Source organism: Cellulomonas sp. P1_G12_2 (assembly GCF_056405535.1).
Genome location: NZ_JBFUBX010000002.1, coordinates 803,227 through 819,591, shown reverse-complemented (window position 1 = coordinate 819,591; position 16,365 = coordinate 803,227). Strand labels below are relative to the sequence as shown.

The window sequence follows — 16,365 nt, the reverse complement described above, 5'->3', positions numbered from 1 at the left end:
CGGACACCGAGGGAGGGCCACATGGCTGAGACGTATGCAGGCGAGTTCTACTGCGTGAAGTGCAAGGAGAAGCGCGAGGCCGAGGGCGACGTCGTGATCTCGGAATCCGGTCGCAGGATGGCCAAGGCCGTCTGTCCGGTGTGCGGCACCAAGCTCAACCGCATCCTCGGCAAGGCCTGAGCACCACCACACCCGCCCAAGGGCATCGTCCGCGACGGACGGTGCCCTTCGGCATGTCCGGCCCTGTGGACGACGCCCGCGCGGTCCGCGACAGGGCTGCCAGGGTGGCCCCGACGCCGAGAGGGGACCCATGCGACTGCGTGCCGGGCTGCGGGTGCTGCGACGCACCACCACCGAGGTCCAGGTGGGCACCGACCCGCGCTGGGCCGTCCGCCTGACGGACCTCACCCCCGGGGACGCGGACCTCCTGATGTCGGTGGACCCTCGGACGGACCTGACCGAGCTCGTCGCGCGCGCGGCCGATGCCGAGTGCGCCCTCGCGCTAGTGGCTGTGCTCGTCGACGCGCAGCTCACCGACGCGCGGCCGCCCGCAGCCGTCCTGCGCGGGCCGGTGGCGGTCGACGCGGACGTGTGGTCCCTGCTGCGGCCCGACGGGGACGGCAGCCGTCTCGTCCGGGCACGGGCGGATCGGGTGGTCGCCGTCCTCGGGCTGGGGCCGACCGGGCTGGGCGTCGCCGTCGGCTTGGCGGCCGCGGGCGTCGGCACCCTGCTGCTCGACGACGAGCGTCCTGTGCGGTCGACCGACGTCGGCGTCTGCGGGTACCGGTGGGCGGACGCCGGGTCCGCGCGCGAGCACGTGGCGGCGCGGCTGCTGCGCGACGTGGCGCCGCACGTCTCGACGGTCTCGGACCGCCGGCCGGACGTCGTAGTGCTGGTGGAGGACGGAGCGGCCGACCCCGTGCGCGCTCCCGCGCTGGTCTCCGGGGCGACGGCACACCTCGGGGTCGTCGTCCGGGAGGCCGACACGGTCGTCGGCCCGCTCGTCGTGCCGGGCACCGGTCCGTGCCTGCGCTGCCTGGACCTGCACCGCGGCGACGCCGACGAGGCGTGGCCGACGCTGGCCGCCCAGCTGCGGACGGGTGCGACCCCGAGCGAGCCGGCGGTGACCGCCGCGGTCTGCGCGGGGATCGGTGCCGCGGTCGTTCTCGGTCACCTGGACGGGCTCGTCGGCCTGGGCGCCGGTGTCACGTACGAGGTCGCCCTGCCGGACGCGGTGCCCCGCAGACGCACGTGGGCGGTGCACCCCGAGTGTGGGTGCACCGCCCTCCCGGCGTCGCTGGTGGGCGCGCCGGGCTGAGTGCCTCAGGCCGCCGGGGCCGCGTTCTTCCTCGGCCGGCCGCGACCACGCTTGGTCGCGACCACCACACCACCGACGAACACCTCGCCGCCCCAGACGCCCCACGGCTCGGCGCGCTCGATGGCGCCGGCCAGGCATCCCTCGATCAGCGGGCACTCCCGGCAGAGGGCCTTGGCCTGCTCGACCTCGGCCGTCCGCTCGGCGAACCAGAGCTCGGGGTCGCCCGCCCGGCACGGGATGAAGTCGGCGACGAGCTGGTCGAACGTCTGGCGGTCGTCGGTCGCCGAAGTGCTGTCGGTGAGGGGCCACGCGCCGGATCCGCCCTGGTTCACCGTGTCGAGCAGCGTCGTGAGCCGCACGATGTCCTCCTGATGTCCTTGCTGGTGAGCGTGTTGCGTCGGTGCCGGACCGACTGCCAACCCGTCCCACCCGGATCAACCGGGAGAAACAGAAAGGCCGCGGGTCCGAGTTCGGACTCCGCGGCCTGATGCCTCTGTCGAGGTCAGATCATGGGAGTCCGGATCAGCTGCGTGCGGGGATCGGTCGCCGTGCGACGCTTCGACCCGCCGGTGAGCTCGAGGGTGCTGCCGCCGATGGGCGCAGCGATCCCCTGGAACCGGAACATGGTGGGCGCGACAGATCGCGGCAGGAACGCGTAAGCGTCCGGCGTCTGGATCTTTGTGTTCATCGGTGCACCCACCCCCTCTCCGGCTCGGACCCTCACCTCTCGGCGCGGTCCCTCAACAAGGACGTCGCCCAGACTAGGACCGGGCTCGCGGGGCGGACAACCGAATAACCGAAGTTTCCTCGACGAGTTTCTGCCATCGCCCGATCGGCTCAACGGGCGGGCTGGCGGACTGTCGCGCGCACGGTCTCCAGCACGTCCTCGCCGACGTCCGCCAGCGTCATCGGTCCGACCCCGCGGACCGAGCCCAGCTCCTCGAGCGTGCCGGGGCACCGCTCGGCGATCGCGCGGATGGTTGCGCTGGTCAGGACCGACGCCGGCTGGCGGCGCAGCTCGGCCGCGTGGGCGTCGCGCCACGCAGTGAGGGCGTCGACGACGGCCTGCTGGCGGTCGTCGAGCTCGCGCCGCGGCACACCCGGGCGGCGGCGCTCGTCGGGCCAGAGGTCGGTGAGGAACCGCGAGACGGTGCGGCTCGCCCGGGCACGCGGGTGACGGGCACGGGAGTACGACAGGTGCAGGTGCACGCGCGCCCGGGTGATCCCGACGTAGAGCAGGCGCCGCTCCTCGGCCAGGGCGGCGTCCGTCTGGGCCTGGACCGTGGGGAGCAGCCCCTCGGACAGCCCCACCAGGAACACCGCGTCCCACTCGAGGCCCTTGGCCGCGTGCAGGGATGCCAGGGTCACGCCCTCGACCGTCGGGGCGTGCTGCGCGGACGCGCGCTCGTCGAGCTCGGCGACCAGGTCGGAGACGGTCGGCGGACCGCTGCCCGTCGGTGGGGCCGCAGCCAGCGAGTCGGCCAGCGTCACGAGTGCCTGCAGGGCGTCCCAGCGTTCGCGCGCCGCGCCGCGGCCCTCCGGCGGGTTCTCCGTCCAGCCCGCGTTGCGCAGGATGTCCCGGACCGCGTCCGGCATCGGCAGGTCGGGATCCACCGCCCGCGCACCACCGCGCAGCAGGACCATCGCCTTGCGCACGTCCGCCCGCGCGAAGAACCGCGCGTTCCCCCGGACCTGGTAGGCGATGCCCCGGTCGGACAGGGCCGCCTCGAACGCCTCGGACTGCACGTTGGTCCGGAACAGGACCGCGATGTCGGCGGCGGACACGCCACCGCGCACCAGCTCGGCGATCGCCGCGGTGACACCGGCCGCCTCCGCGTCGTCGTCCGGGTAGGTCACGTAGGAGACGTCGGGCCCGTCGGCGCGCTGCGCCCGCAGCTCCAGCGGGGCTGGTCCGCCCGCCTTGCGCGACGCGTGCATGACGTGGTTGGCCAGGCTCACCACCTGCGGGGTCGAGCGGTAGTCACGGACGAGCTCGACGGTGGTGGCGCGCGGGTACGTGGCGGTGAACGACGTGAGGTGGTGGGCGGAGGCGCCGGCGAACGAGTAGATGGTCTGGCTCGGGTCGCCGACGACGCACAGCTCCTGCCGCCCGCCCAACCACATGTCGAGGAGGTACTGCTGGAGCGGGCTGACGTCCTGGTACTCGTCGACCACGAAGTGCTGGTACTGCTCCCGGACCGAGTCCGCCACGTCCCGCCGCTCGGCGAGCATGGCCGCGAGCAGGAGGAGCACGTCCTCGAAGTCGATGACGCCCTGCTGGTCCTTGGCGGACTCGTACGCCGCCATGAGCCGCGCGACGGACTGCGGATCGATGCCCCCCGGCCCCGGCCGGTCGGTGGCTGCGGCCGCCTTCGCGTAGTCGTCGGCCGTGACCAGGGAGACCTTGGCCCACTCGATCTCGGACGCCAGGTCCCGCACGCTCTCCCGGTCCGTCTCGATGCCGACCAGCTGCGCGGCGTGCGCGACGAGCTTGACCTTCTGCTCGAGGATCCGGGGCGGTGGGCCGCCGACGACCTTGGGCCAGAAGAACCCCAGCTGGCGCAGCGCCGCGGCGTGGAACGTCCGGGCCTGGACACCGGACGCGCCCAGCAGCCGCAGCCGGGTCCGCATCTCCCCCGCGGCGCGGGCGGTGAACGTCACGGCGAGCACGTTGGCCGGCCGGTAGGCCCCCACCTGGATGCCGTAGGCGATGCGGTGCGTGATCGCCCGGGTCTTGCCCGTGCCCGCACCGGCGAGCACGCGGACGGGTCCCCTCAGGGTCGTCGCGACGGCACGCTGCTCGGGGTCGAGGGCGTCCAGGAGGGCTTCGGCGGACATCGGGCACAGTCTCGCAGCACCGGCCCACACCCCCGACGCGACCGGTGGACAACGCCCGTTCGAGCGACCCGGGAAGTGTTCCGGGTTTGCGGACGTTGCTGCCCTGGGCGACGATCTCGCCTAGGACGCCCACAGTTCCCGACCGACGAGGACCGATGACCACGCAGACCCTGCCCGAGACCGGCACCCTCACGATGTACTCCACCAGCTGGTGCGGGTACTGCCGCCGGCTCAAGACGCAGCTGGACTCCGCGGGCATCGGCTACACCGAGGTGAACATCGAGGAGCACCCCGACGCGGCCGCGCTCGTCGAGTCGCTCAACGGTGGCAACCAGACGGTCCCCACGATCGTGTTCCCCGACGGGTCCGCCGCGACGAACCCGTCGCTCGCGCAGGTCCGCGACCGCCTCAGCTGAGCGGTCCCCCGAACCACTCCTCGACCAGCGCCCGCGCGATCGACGCGCGCCCCGGCGGGATGACGTCGCCGGTCCGCACGGCGTCCGCGAGCTCGGCGCGGGAGAACCACCGCGCCTCCGTGAGCTCGATGCCGTCCACGTGCACGTCCGTGGACTCGGCCTGCGCGCGGAAGCCGATCATGAGCGACGCGGGGAACGGCCACGGCTGGCTGCCCCGGTAGGACACCTCGCCGACGACGACTCCCGTCTCCTCCGCGACCTCGCGCCGGACCGCGTGCTCGAGCGACTCGCCCGCCTCGACGAACCCCGCGAGCGTGGACCACCGACCGGCCGGCCAGTGGGCCGCGTGGCCCAGCAGGATCCGGTCGTCGGCGTCGACCACCGCCATGATCACCGCGGGATCGGTCCGCGGGTAGTGCTCCGACCCGTCGACCACGCACACCCGCGTCCAGCCCGACTGCGCCACCCGCGTCTCGGCGCCGCACCGCGGGCAGCGGGGGTGCCGGGCGTGCCAGGCGTCGAGCGCCACCGCCGTCGTGGCCAGCCCCGCCTCGTCCGCCGACAGGTCCGCGCCGATGTCCCGCAGCCCGGTCCAGGTCATTCCGTCGGGCAGCGTGGGCGCGATCGCGGGCCCCGTGCTGGTCGGCGCCGCGTGCACGAGCACGTCGGACGCCTCCCCCACCGCGGGCGCGGGCCGGCGGTCCGCCACCCGGCACGCGAGGTAGACCTCGCCGCCGTCGCCCTGGCCGAGCAGCAGCCAGGCCTCGTCGTCGGCCGGCAGCAGCCGGGCCACGTCCGCGGGGTCGAGCAGCGCGACCGTCCGGCCTCCCGCCGCAGTGACCACGGCGGCGTCGCACACGAGCAGCACGCGCGTGGCGGGGTCGGCGAGGGCCGTGCGGACGAACCCGTCCTCGGTGCGCAGCAGCGCTGCCCGGTCGATGCCGGCACGGGACAGCGGGAGGTCATCCGGAACGATCACGCCGGTCACCGTACGCGGGGAGCCACGACCGGGCTCGCGGAAACGGGCGCGGCGGGATCAATCGGGCGCAACACGCCGAGCGCCTCGGGCGGGACGGCTGCACAGCCCGCCTATCCTGGGCGCGTGGTCCGATCCCCCCTCGCCCTGGCAGCGCTGGCGACCGTCGCCGTCCCGGGACTCGACGCCTTCGACGTCCGACGACCCGCCCAGCCCGGGTCCGACTTCGACACGGCGGTCGTCATCGACGCCCACCGCAACCGCTGGGTCGTGCGGGCCCCGCAGCACGCCGCGGCCGGTGCGGCCCTCGAGGCCGAGGTCGTGCTCCTGTCCATGCTCGCGGCGGAGTCCGAGCGCGGGAAGCTGCCGTTCGCCGTGCCCGCCCCCGCCGGCTTCGCGCACCTGCCCGAGGGCGGGCGCGCGGCCGTGCACGCGGAGATCCCCGGCGACCCGCTGCGGCTCGAGCGCCTCGCTCCGGGCCCGGGCCTCGCCGCGTCGCTCGGCCGCGCGATCGCCGCGGTGCACGAGCTGCCCACCGTCATCGTCGAGAACGCCGGCCTGCCCGCGTACGACGCCGGCGAGTACCGCCAGCGCCGCCAGGCGGAGGTCGACGAGGCCGCCCGCACCGGGAAGGTCCCGCCCGCGCTGCTGCGGCGCTGGGAGGAGCGGCTCGAGGACGTCGCGATGTGGCGCTTCCGCCCGACCGTCGTGCACGGCGACCTCACCAGCGACCGCGTGCTCGTGCAGGGCGACAAGGTCACCGGGATCCTGCACTGGGGAGACGCCTGCGTCGCCGACCCCGCGGACGATCTCGCCTGGCTGCTCGTCGCGGCCCACCCGGACGCCACCGACTCGGTCATGGAGGCGTACCAGCTGCGCCGGACCGAGCTCACCGACCCGCACCTGGTCGACCGCGCCCTGCTCGCCGGGGAGCTCGCGCTCGCCCGCTGGCTGCTCTACGGGGTGCGCACCCAGGACACGGAGATCATCGACGACGCCGTCGCCATGCTCGAGGACCTCGACGCGCACACGCACGAGGGCCGGGACGCCGAGGCCGAGCCGCTGATGGCGTGACCGGCACTCAGTCGGTCTCGAACAGGGTCGGGGCAGCCGGTCGCGGTCGCGCCTTCGACGCCTCCCAGCCCCCACGGCTGCGGTGGGGGGTGTTGGGCCGCGCGCCGCGTCGGTTGACCTGCGGCGTGACGGCTCCCGGAGCCTGCGGACCGCGGGTCGCCGCGCTCAGCAGCTCGGCGATCTCCGTCTCGTCCAGCAGGCGCTCCGGGTAGACGGTCACGCCCGCACCGACGTAGCAGAACGCGGCGCGCACCCGGTCGAGCGGGGTACCGGTCCACCGCGACCAGGCCAGCCGGTACACGGCCAGCTGGAGCTCGCGCGAGGCACGGGCGGCCGCGTCCTTCGGCGGAGCACCCGTCTTCCAGTCGACCACCACCACTCCAGGCTCTCCGTCGCCGGCCGCCAGGTCGGGGAAGACCGCGTCGATCCGCGAGCGCAGCACGTAGCCGTCGACCGATATCTCGATGTCCACCTCGACCGCGACCGGGGAGCGGTTCGCCCACTCCGTGGCCAGGAACGCCTCGCGGAGCTGACGCTCGTCCAGGTCGAGGACCGCGGAGTCGTCGTCGGCACCGGGGAGGGCGTCGACGTCCACCAGGGAGGCGCTGCCGTACCAACCCTCGACCCAGGCGTGGAACCGCGTACCGCGGCGGGCCTGCGGCGACGGCTCGGCCGGCACCGGGCGGCGCAGGTGCTGTGCGAACTCGGCCGGGTCGCCCTCGAGCCGGACCAGCGCGGAGGCGGACAGGTGGGCGGGCAGCTCGACCTCGCCCGAGGGTGTGCGTGCCCGCTCGCGCTCGGCGAGCAGACGCTCGGCGAGGACGTCCCAGGGGTGCGCGGCGATCTCCTGGTCCGGCACCGGCGGGTCGTCGGCGGGGTCGGCCGTCAGCTGCCGGGCCTCGTCCGCCCCGCGCGAAGTGTGCCGGGCCATCGCTGCGCGCACCCGAGCGGCCGCCTCCTCGACGTGCGCGCGCCGGGTCGGCCCGGTGTCGGTGCCGAACGGGTCGGCGGGCCAGGTGGCCGTGAGCACCAGCGAGGCGCGCGGATTCGTCCCGGTGCCGTCCGGGGCCTCGTCCCAGCCGCCGGTCTGCACCAGACCGGCGTCGGCGAGCTCGGTGAGGAACGTCGAGACCTTGCGGACCCGGGTGCCGTCGCCCCACCACGCCGCGGTGAGCAGCAGGTCGGACCGCGCGCGGGTGAGCGCGACGTAGGCCAGCCGGCGCTCCTCGGCGACCTCGTGGTCCCCGGCGTCGAGCAGGAACTGCTTGCGTCGCTCCTCCAGCTCCTTGGGGTCGTCGGCCCCGGAGTACGCGAAGACCGGCAGGTCGTGGCGGTCGCCGCGCAGCGGGTAGGGCAGCGAGCCGAGCCCGGTCAGCCACGCCGAGTCCTTCGGACCGTCCTTGCCCTGGGTCGCCGTGGCGGGCAGCCCGCCGTCCACCAGCCCGGCGACCGCGACGACGTCCCACTCGAGGCCCTTGGCCGCGTGCACGGTGATGAGCTGCACCGCGTCCGGGTCAGGCTCGGAGACGGGCATGTCCAGACCGTTCTCGCGCGAGTCGGCGGCCTCGAGCCACGCGAGGAAGCCGCCCAGGTTCGGGTGGTCGGCAGACCGGGCGAACTCCACGGCCACGTCCCGGAACGCGTCCAGCTGTGCCCGCGCGCGGCCCGGCGACGTGCTGGCCCGCGCGGCGACCTCGATGTCGAGCCCGAGGAGCCGCTCCGCCTCGCCCACCAGCTCCGGCACGGACAGGTAGGTGTGCGCCCGGAGCACACGCAGGGACAGCGCCAGGTCGGCGAGCCGCGCCCGGCCGACCGCGCTGAGCGTCCGACCGCCGCGGCTGGTCCAGCCGTCGACCGGGAGCTCGGTGATCGCGTCGAGGGCGTCGACGATGCTGCGCTCGTCGACCGCGTCCGCCTCGACCACCACGTCGTCGCCCGCGACGGCGGCCGCCCGCCCGCGCGACCGGGAGTCGCCACCGTGGCGCGCCGCGAGCTCGCCGGACCACGCCGCGAGCGCGTGCAGGTCCGCGGCACCGAGCCGCGTGCGCGCCCCCGTGAGCAGCCGCATGAGGGCGTCGCCGCGGGACGGGTCGTGCGCGGCCTGCAGGAGAGCGACCAGGTCGACCACCTCGGGCGCGGAGAGCAGCCCCCCGAGCCCGACGACCTCGACCGGGAGCCCCGCATCGCGCAGGGCGCGGCGCAGGGTCTCGAACTGGGACCGCTTGCGGCACAGGACCGCCGCCGTGACCCGGTCGCGTCCCGGTCCGGCGGGCCGCCAGCGGTCGCGGACGAACTGTGCGACCGCCCGCGCCTCGTCCTCGACCGTCTCGGCGACGTGGGCGTGGACGTGCCCCTCGCCCGCACCCGGTCGGGCCTCCAGGACAGGCGCCGCGACGCGCGTGGCCGACGCTCGCAGCGGTGCCGCCACGTGGTTGGCGGCCGCGAGGATGAGCCGGTCGTTGCGCCACGAGACGGACAGCAGGTGGACGTCCGCCGGCGACCGGGAGCCGTCCGGGTGCACCCGGGGGAACGACGTCGGGAAGCCCTCGAGCCCGCCGGCGCTCGCCCCGCGCCAGCCGTAGATCGACTGGTGCGGGTCGCCCACCGCGGTCACCGGGTGCCCGCCGCCGAACAGGGCGCCGAGCAGGGTCAGCTGCGCGTAGGACGTGTCCTGGTACTCGTCGAGCAGGACCACCCGGAACCGCTGCCGCTCGCCGGCACCGACCTCGGGCACGTCGAGGGCGAGCCGCGCGGCCAGGGCGACCTGGTCGCCGAAGTCGATCGCGTCGCTCGCCCGCTTGCTCGCCCGGTACTCGCCGACCAGCTCGAGGACGCGGACCCGCTCCCCCAGCGACCGCAGCAGTCTCTTGATCTCGGCGTACGGCTCGCGCGGCGGGGAGCCCGCCGGCGTCGACGCGATCGCCTCGATGATGCCCTCGATCCCGCTCCGGGCACCGCCCGCGTCGAGCAGGTGCTCGTCCAGCGCACCCGAGAGCGCGAGCACCGCCTCGATCACGGTCGACGTGGCGGCGTCGGTGTCCAGGTCGTCGCTCCACGCCTCGACCACCTCGGACGCCAGCTGCCACTGCGCCGCCTCCCCCAGCAGCCGCGCCGACGGGTCGAGCCCGAGCCGCAGCGCGTGGTCCGACACCAGCGACGCCGCGTAGGAGTTGTAGGTGGAGATCGTCGGCCGCGCCAGGCCCGCCAGGCCCGCACCGCGCTCGGGGTCGACCTCGCCGCCCAGCACCACGCCCTGGGCCGCGGCCGCCCGCGCGAGGGTCCGCAGCCGCTTGCGCACCCGCTCGGCCAGCTCGCCGGCCGCCTTGCGCGTGAACGTCAGACCCAGCACCTGGTCCGGGGCCACGATGCCGTTGGCGAGCAGCCAGACCACCCGTGCGGCCATGGTCTCCGTCTTGCCGGACCCGGCACCGGCCACGACGAGCGACGGCCCGAGGGGCGCCTCGATCACGGCACGCTGCTCGGACGTGGGCGGCGGCTGGCCCACCAGGGCAGCGATCTGCGCGGCGGACAGGGTCATGCGACCACCTGTCCGCCCTCGCCACGGACCGGGCACGAGCGCCGCACGGGGCAGCGGTCGCACAGGTCGTTGGTGGTGGCCTGGAACGTCGAGGCGGCCATCTTGTCGGCCACCTGGTCGACCATCGCGCGCGCCCAGCTGGGTTCGTCGACCTCCGGCCCGAGCGCCTCCTGGGACCGGATCACGGCCGTCGCCCCGGTGCCGAGGAAGACCAGCTGCGCGCCCCCGCTCGTGGCTCCCTCGGGCAGCCCGTCGAACGCGCCGGCGTCGACCGCCAGCTGGTACGCACCCAGCTGCGGGTTCTCGGCGGCCTTGCCGACGCTCGGCGGGCTGGCACCGGTCTTCAGGTCCACCACACGCACCACCGGTCCGGCGGGACCGTCCTGCACGAGCTCGATCCGGTCCGCCGACCCCCGCAGCGACGCACGGTCGGTGTCGACGGCGAAGGACCCCTCGACCAGCAGCGGCTCACCGGCCGTCCGCAGGTAGACGGCGAGCCGGTGCACCATCGCGTCCGCCTTGCGCCGGGTCGCGAGCGCCGGCCAGCCCGAGCCCAGCCCGAGCTCGCCCCACCGGCGGTCGAGCGCCGCGGACAGCTCCTCCTCGGAGCCGCGCGGGTGCTCCTGCGCGATGGCGTGCAGCAGGGTGCCCAGGCTCTGCCCACCGCTCGCCGACGACGTCCCGCCCGCGGCCTCGAGCGCCCAGCGCAGGGCGCACCGCTGCGCGGTCTCCACCTTGGACGGAGAGACCGGCACGCGCTCGTCCGGCTCCCACAGCGGCGCCTCGCTCGACGGCTCCGCGAGGCCGTGCCACTGCGCGGGGTCGGCACCGGCGACGTCCGCCGCGGCCAGCCGCGCCAGGGTGCGGGCCGCGGCCGGGTCCGGCTCGACACCGTCCAGCGCCGCCTGCTCCAGGTGGGCCCGCAGCTGGGCCACGAGCCCCCGCAGGTCGAGCGGGCTGGGGACGCTGGTGCGGCGGGTCTCACCCTCGTCGTCGGACGGGTCGACCAGGTCGACGAAGGGCGACGGTTGGTGGTCGGCGTCGTCCACGGCCGTGACCAGGAGCGAGCGACGGGCACGCGAGCACGCCACCACGAAGGAGCGCAACTCGTCCGCCAGCACCGCGTCGCGCGCCGCCGCGGCGGACTCGGCGTCGTCGGAGGTACCGGGAACCGCGCGGCCGGCCACCAGGTCGACGAGCTCCTGCGCGCCCAGGAGGGAGTCACGCAGCCGCAGGTCGGGCCAGGAGCCCTCCTGGACCCCGGCCACCACGACGACGTCCCACTCCCGGCCGGCCGCTCCCGCCGGGGTCAGCACCTGCACCGACGCCCGCCGGGCGCGCGCCGCGAGCGAGTCCGAGGGCAGGTCCTGCGCCTGGAGCCAGTCGACGAACGCGGCCGGCGACGAGCGCGGCATCCGGTCGACGAACGTCTCCGCCGCGCGGAACAGCGCCAGGACCGCGTCGAGATCCCGGTCCGCGCGCTCGCCCGCCGCTCCCCCGGCGAGCGCCGACCGCCGCCACGGCTCCGCCTGCTCTGCCGCACGCCACAGGGCCCACAGCACGGTCTGCGCGTCGGCGGCGGGGAGCGACGCGGCCAGGCGCCCCGCGGCCAGGACGCGGGCGAGCCGGGCGATCGGACGCGCAGCCGCCGGCAGTGCGTCCGCACCGTCACCCGAGAGCGCCTCGACGAGGAGTGCGTCGCTGGTGCGCCCGCCGCCCGCGGCGAGCTCGTGCGTGCGCAGGGCACGACGGACGCGCCGCAGACCCACGGCGTCGAGGCCCCCGAGGGGCGAGCAGGCCAGGCGCGCGGCCGTCGTGGCGTCGAGCGCGGCTGCACCGACGCACACGCGCATCGCGTCCAGCACGGGCCGCGCAGCCGGCTCCTCGCGAAGCGGGACGTCGCTGCCCAGCACGCTCACCGGCACGGACGCCTCGGCAAGCGCGCGCCGCAGCGCGGTCACCTGTGCCCCCGAGCGGGCGACGACCGCCATCTCGCTCCACGCGACGCCCCGCTCCACGTGCGCACTGCGCAGCGCGTGCGCGACGAAGGCCGCTTCCTGCGCAGTGCTCGGCAGCACGGCGACCCGGACCTCCCCGCCGCCCGCCCGCGCCGGGACCGCGCGCCGGTGCTGGACGCCGCCCACCGCACCCACACGCTCGGCGATCCGGCCGACGACGTCGCGCAGCTCCGGGTCGTGCCGCCACGCGGTGCGCAGCACGACCGTGCGAGCACCGAGCTCCCCCGGTCCCGGACCGTCGAGACCGGCTCGGCCGACCAGCGACGGTGTCGCGCCCCGGAACGTCTGCACCGCCGCGTCCGGGTCCGCCAGGAGCAGCACGCGCGCACCGTCGTCCGCGAGCACCCGCAGCAGGCGCGCGGTCGCCGACGTGCTCTCCTGGTGGTCGTCCACCACCACGAGCCGCCAGCGCGGGCGGACCGTGCCCGGCACCTCGTCCTCCCAGGTCAGCAGCGCCTGCGCCGCCTCGTCGACGACCACCGCCGGGTCGAGGCGGGCGCCCAGGTCCGGCGTGCCGGTGCGCAGCTGCACCACGTCGAGGTACTCCTCGTACAGCCGCGCGGCGCTGGCCCACGCGGGCCGACCGTGCTGGTCCGCGAGCGCGGCCAGGTCGACGGGGGTCAGGCTGCGCTCGGCGGCGCGCATCAGCAGGTCGCGCAGCTCGTCGCGGAACGGGCGCAGGCCCAGCACGTCCGGCCGGACCTCGGGCGGCCAGGCGAGCGGAACGCCCTCGCCCGCCGCGTGCCCGGCCAGCAGGTCGCCGATGAGCAGGTCCTGCTCGGCCCCGGAGACGAGCGTGGGCGGCGGTTCCCCGAGCAGCGACGCCCGGGCGCGCAGCACCGAGAAGGCCGCCGCGGCCGCGGTCTGCACGAGCGGTCGCCCCGAGGTCCGCCGCAGCCGCGCCGACAGCCGGTCCCGCAGGTCCGCCGCCGCCCGGCGACCCGACGACAGGACGAGCACGTCCTCCGGCGACATCCCCGCCTCGACCGCCGCCACGACCGCCTCGAGCGCGACCGTCGTCTTCCCGGTGCCGGGCGCGCCGAGCACGAGCAGCGCGCGGTCCCTGGCGGACACCGCCGCCGCCTGGTCGGGGTCCAGCTCCACGACAGCCCCCGGGCCGCTGACGGGGACGTCCGCGAACGCCGGGCGCACGAGGCGCAGGGCGTGCGGAGAGCTGGTCACGCGGTCGATCCCATCACGAGCCACCGACACCCGTGCGCACGACCCGCGCACCGTGCTCAGGTGCTCAGGGGAACGGCCACGCGTTCGGGATGCAGGGCGCCGCCTTGTACGACTGCTGCTGCATCAGGGGCGCCAGCTGGCCCGCGCCGCCGCACCGCTCGTGCCCGTGCCCGAGCAGGTGGCCGACCTCGTGGTTGACCAGGTACTGCCGGTACATCACCTTGTCCTGCGCCAGCTCCGCGGTCGCCAGGACCCACCGACGCAGGTTGAGCACCGCGTGGCCGTCGCGCCCGCAGGACACCTCCCCGCCGGTGCGCAGCGGCGCGCAGAGGTCGTCCACGGTCGACGGCGACGCCAGGACCACCCGGAGCTCGGCCTCCCCGTCGGTGCGCGCGAACGACAGCGAGCCGTCCGCGCCCCAGCCGCGGGGGTCGTTCAGGGTCGCCATCACCGTCGCCGCGAAGGCGGCACCGTCGACCGCGAGCCCGTCCTCGACCTCCACGCGCACCGTGCGGACCGTCCCGGTGCCGGGCCCCGGGTCCGTGCCGGGCACGACGCTCAGCGTGCCCGGTCCCGACTCGGGGATCTCGTTCGACAGGAGGCCCGCGGCCACGTCGGCGGCGGTCAGCCCGGGCGGCAGCGCCACGATGCTCGGCGGCTGCTCCGTCGGCAGCATCCCGTGCGGGACCGCCACGGGGTTCGGCAGGAGCGACGCCCGCTCGCCGAGCGCCCGGCTCTGCGAGCCGATGCGCTCCACGGGTTCGACCGGGGCGGCGGACGAGGTCCCCAGCACGTCGTCGACCATCGCGGCGGCACGCGGCGCGCTCACCGCCCACAACCCGCCGCCCGCACCGAGCGTGAGCCCGAGCGCGACCGCGACGAGGCCGGGGAGCATGCGCCGCGCGGAGCCGGAGCGGAGGCGGTGGCCCGCGCGCGGACGACGACGAGGGACCGACGGGCGTCGAGACGCACGCGTCGATCCCTGGTCCGTCCGGAGCAGTTCCGGGGCCGTCACCGAGCCATCGTCGCATCCCGGACACATCCCGTGGCTACCATCGCGGGATGACGGACGGGACAGACGACTCGACCCCGAGGCACCGCAGCCCCCGGATGGCGCGCGACGAGCGCCGCGCCCAGGTGCTCCGCGTCGCCCAGGAGCTGTTCTCCTCCGAGGGCTTCCACCACGTCTCGATGGACGACATCGCGGACCGCGCCGAGGTCAGCAAGCCCGTCCTGTACCGCCACTTCCCCTCCAAGCTCGACCTGTACCTGGCCGTCGTCGACCAGAACGGCGCCGACCTGCTGGTCGCGGTCGAGAAGGCCGTGGCCGGCATCGAGCAGGGGCCGGTGCGACGCGGGGACGGGCGTGACGTCATCGCCGCGATCGTCAAGGCGTACATCATGTTCGTCGAGGGCGCAGGAGAGTCCTCCGCGCTGCTCTTCGAGTCCGACGTCACGCACGACGCCGACGTGCGCGCCCGCGTCGAGCACGCCTCCTCCGAGGCCGCTCGCCGCATCACCGTGGTCCTCTCGCAGGTCACAGCCTTGTCGCTGGACGACGCGGGCATGCTGGCGATCTCCCTGATCGCGATGGCGCAGGGCGCGGCGACGCACCGGCTACGCCAGCCGAGCGACGTGGGGCCTGAACGGACCGTCGAGCTGGTCACGCAGCTGGCCTGGGGCGGGGTGTCCGCCCTGATCCGGCCCGACTTCGTCTACGAGGACGCCTAGGATCGGACGACGTGCCACGGCCCACCGGCCGAGGCCGCCCGAGAACCACAGCGTGGAGTAAGGACGTGAAGGAGATGACGGTGGAGATCACCATCGGCGTGCAGAACCTGCCCCGGGAGATCAGCCTCGAGTCCGACCAGACGCCGGACGAGGTCGCTGCCGCCGTGGCCGCCGCACTGAGCGGCCGGCCGGCCCTCGAGCTGGTGGACGTGCGCGGCCGCCGCGTCATCGTGCCGACGGCCAGCCTCGGCTACGTCGAGATCGGCTCGGAGAGCAAGGGACGCGTCGGCTTCGGCAACATCTGACAGACGCACGCGAGAGCCCCGCCCGGATCCGTCCGGGCGGGGCTCTCGCGTGCGTCAGGCGGTCAGGCCCAGGCGGGCCATGCGGCGGGTGTGCTGGGCGGTCAGCTCACCGAAGAGCTTGGTCGGGGCGTTCGGCGGGGCGTCGGCCTGGCTCGCGGAGCCGAGTGCGACGAGCCGGACCAGGGCCGGACGCTGGACGAGCAGCCTCTGCACCACCCCGAGCGCCTCGCCGACCAGGCGTCGACCCCACAGGGCGAGCCGCGCGGTGAGCACCCCGTCCGCCGACCCCGCCGCGTCAAGCTCCGCGACGGCCAGCTCCGCGTGCGAGGCGTCGTCGAGCACCTCGAGCACCACCGTGCGCGACCCGGCGTCCAGGCCCTCCGCGGCCAGCCGGCAGAAGTCGTCGGCCACGCCGTACCCGACGTACGCCTTGAGCAGCCGCTCCCACCAGGAGCCGGGGGGTGTGCGGGCGTCGAAGTCGTCGAGCACGTCGCCGTACACCCGCACGGCGGCGACGGGGTCCCCGCCGATCTCGGCGATGCGGGCCAGGACGCGGTCCCGTCGCTCGACGGCGGCAGCGGCGAACCGGCTGAGCTCGAGGCGCTGCTCGATGGTCGGCGCGAGGGCCGAGTCGGCTGCGAGGCGGGCGAACGCGACGTGCTCCAGCTGGGCGACCAGTCCGAGCAGCTCCACGGCGTCCGCGTGCTCCAGGGAGCCGACCGGAGGGGCCGCGGTCGCGGTCGGGGAGGCCTCGGCACCGGTGCCTGCGTGCGTCGTCGTCATCCGAGGATCGTAGCCCCGGCGGGGCGTCGACCGGCCGGCGGGAGGCGTCGGATAGACTGTGCAGGTAATTCGGTTGCCCGGTCGTCTCGGTATCCCCGTTCGTTCGACGATCACACCAATTCTCGCGCAGCCCCGGACCCGTCCGGACGACGCGCGCGAGTCGACTTGCACGATCGGCTGCCGGCC

Annotated in this window: 14 protein-coding genes; 6 read left to right on the top strand and 8 right to left on the bottom strand. The window is 75.4% G+C overall.

The genetic code is table 11. From position 1 onward, the window contains the following. Nucleotides 1-21: 21 nt before the first annotated feature. A complete protein-coding gene (locus AC1DXT_RS11925) occupies nt 22-180 on the top strand; it encodes a DUF5679 domain-containing protein (RefSeq protein ID WP_175348182.1) in 159 nt (52 codons plus the stop codon). Nucleotides 181-310: 130 nt separating this feature from the next. Then, nucleotides 311-1,318: a thiamine biosynthesis protein ThiF gene (locus AC1DXT_RS11920; protein WP_477061524.1), complete on the top strand. Its 1,008-nt coding sequence runs from the start codon at nt 311-313 to the stop codon at nt 1,316-1,318. Nucleotides 1,319-1,323: 5 nt separating this feature from the next. Here AC1DXT_RS11920 and AC1DXT_RS11915 read toward each other — a convergent pair whose 3' ends face one another. The 3 genes from AC1DXT_RS11915 to AC1DXT_RS11905 all read right to left on the bottom strand — a co-directional run bounded on the left by AC1DXT_RS11915 (nt 1,324) and on the right by AC1DXT_RS11905 (nt 4,156). After that, nucleotides 1,324-1,677, bottom strand: a complete 354-nt coding sequence (locus tag AC1DXT_RS11915) for a WhiB family transcriptional regulator (protein WP_477061523.1) — start codon at nt 1,675-1,677, stop codon at nt 1,324-1,326. Nucleotides 1,678-1,820: 143 nt separating this feature from the next. Next, nucleotides 1,821-2,006 carry a hypothetical protein gene (locus AC1DXT_RS11910; protein WP_477061522.1) on the bottom strand — a complete coding sequence of 62 codons (186 nt, stop codon included), beginning with the start codon at nt 2,004-2,006 and terminating at the stop codon, nt 1,821-1,823. A 149-nt stretch (nt 2,007-2,155) separates the two neighbouring features. Then, nucleotides 2,156-4,156: an ATP-dependent helicase gene (locus AC1DXT_RS11905; protein ID WP_477061521.1), complete on the bottom strand. Its 2,001-nt coding sequence runs from the start codon at nt 4,154-4,156 to the stop codon at nt 2,156-2,158. Between the two features lie 155 nt (nt 4,157-4,311). On the opposite strand from AC1DXT_RS11905, the gene AC1DXT_RS11900 reads away from it, so the two are divergent. Continuing rightward, nucleotides 4,312-4,572 (top strand): mycoredoxin, encoded by a 261-nt coding sequence (locus tag AC1DXT_RS11900; RefSeq protein ID WP_477061520.1) that lies wholly within the window; start codon nt 4,312-4,314, stop codon nt 4,570-4,572. Here AC1DXT_RS11900 and nudC read toward each other — a convergent pair. Further along, nucleotides 4,565-5,551, bottom strand: a complete 987-nt coding sequence (gene nudC, locus AC1DXT_RS11895) for an NAD(+) diphosphatase (protein ID WP_477061519.1) — start codon at nt 5,549-5,551, stop codon at nt 4,565-4,567. The two genes, AC1DXT_RS11900 and nudC, sit on opposite strands and share 8 nt — an antisense overlap. Before the next feature lie 123 nt (nt 5,552-5,674). Here nudC and AC1DXT_RS11890 point away from each other — a divergent pair, with 123 nt between their 5' ends. Beyond that, entirely contained in the window at nt 5,675-6,622 is a 948-nt protein-coding gene (locus tag AC1DXT_RS11890) for a phosphotransferase (protein WP_477061518.1), read from the top strand. A 7-nt stretch (nt 6,623-6,629) separates the two neighbouring features. On the opposite strand, the gene AC1DXT_RS11885 is transcribed toward AC1DXT_RS11890, so the two are convergent. The 3 genes from AC1DXT_RS11885 to AC1DXT_RS11875 form a co-directional block, all read right to left on the bottom strand. Then, entirely contained in the window at nt 6,630-10,160 is a 3,531-nt protein-coding gene (locus AC1DXT_RS11885; protein ID WP_477061517.1) for a UvrD-helicase domain-containing protein, read from the bottom strand. Further along, a complete protein-coding gene (locus tag AC1DXT_RS11880; protein WP_477061516.1) occupies nt 10,157-13,360 on the bottom strand; it encodes an ATP-dependent helicase in 3,204 nt (1,067 codons plus the stop codon). The genes AC1DXT_RS11885 and AC1DXT_RS11880 overlap by 4 nt, the downstream gene beginning before the upstream one ends. Nucleotides 13,361-13,424: 64 nt before the next feature. Beyond that, nucleotides 13,425-14,375, bottom strand: a complete 951-nt coding sequence (locus AC1DXT_RS11875; RefSeq protein ID WP_477061515.1) for a DUF3152 domain-containing protein — start codon at nt 14,373-14,375, stop codon at nt 13,425-13,427. A 47-nt stretch (nt 14,376-14,422) separates the two neighbouring features. On the opposite strand from AC1DXT_RS11875, the gene AC1DXT_RS11870 reads away from it, so the two are divergent. Together AC1DXT_RS11870 and AC1DXT_RS11865 are read left to right on the top strand one after the other, a co-directional pair. Then, the gene (locus AC1DXT_RS11870) at nt 14,423-15,091 is read left to right on the top strand and encodes a TetR/AcrR family transcriptional regulator (RefSeq protein WP_477061514.1); all 669 of its coding nucleotides are present in this window, start codon (nt 14,423-14,425) and stop codon (nt 15,089-15,091) included. 74 nt (nt 15,092-15,165) lie between these two features. Next, entirely contained in the window at nt 15,166-15,396 is a 231-nt protein-coding gene (locus AC1DXT_RS11865) for a DUF3107 domain-containing protein (RefSeq protein ID WP_210768092.1), read from the top strand. A gap of 54 nt (nt 15,397-15,450) precedes the next feature. Here AC1DXT_RS11865 and AC1DXT_RS11860 read toward each other — a convergent pair whose 3' ends face one another. Next, entirely contained in the window at nt 15,451-16,179 is a 729-nt protein-coding gene (locus AC1DXT_RS11860; protein WP_477061513.1) for a ferritin-like fold-containing protein, read from the bottom strand. Between the last annotated feature and the right edge of the window lie 186 nt (nt 16,180-16,365).

What these genes read in the sequence shown, in the direction of transcription:
- AC1DXT_RS11925 (WP_175348182.1), top strand. Translation starts at nt 22, where the DNA reads ATGGCTGAGACGTATGCAGGCGAGTTCTACTGCGTGAAGTGCAAGGAG.
- AC1DXT_RS11920 (WP_477061524.1), top strand. Translation starts at nt 311, where the DNA reads ATGCGACTGCGTGCCGGGCTGCGGGTGCTGCGACGCACCACCACCGAG.
- AC1DXT_RS11910 (WP_477061522.1), bottom strand. Translation starts at nt 2,006, where the DNA reads ATGAACACAAAGATCCAGACGCCGGACGCTTACGCGTTCCTGCCGCGA.
- AC1DXT_RS11905 (WP_477061521.1), bottom strand. Translation starts at nt 4,156, where the DNA reads ATGTCCGCCGAAGCCCTCCTGGACGCCCTCGACCCCGAGCAGCGTGCC.
- AC1DXT_RS11900 (WP_477061520.1), top strand. Translation starts at nt 4,312, where the DNA reads ATGACCACGCAGACCCTGCCCGAGACCGGCACCCTCACGATGTACTCC.
- AC1DXT_RS11885 (WP_477061517.1), bottom strand. Translation starts at nt 10,160, where the DNA reads ATGACCCTGTCCGCCGCGCAGATCGCTGCCCTGGTGGGCCAGCCGCCG.
- AC1DXT_RS11870 (WP_477061514.1), top strand. Translation starts at nt 14,423, where the DNA reads ATGACGGACGGGACAGACGACTCGACCCCGAGGCACCGCAGCCCCCGG.
- AC1DXT_RS11865 (WP_210768092.1), top strand. Translation starts at nt 15,166, where the DNA reads ATGACGGTGGAGATCACCATCGGCGTGCAGAACCTGCCCCGGGAGATC.
- AC1DXT_RS11860 (WP_477061513.1), bottom strand. Translation starts at nt 16,179, where the DNA reads ATGACGACGACGCACGCAGGCACCGGTGCCGAGGCCTCCCCGACCGCG.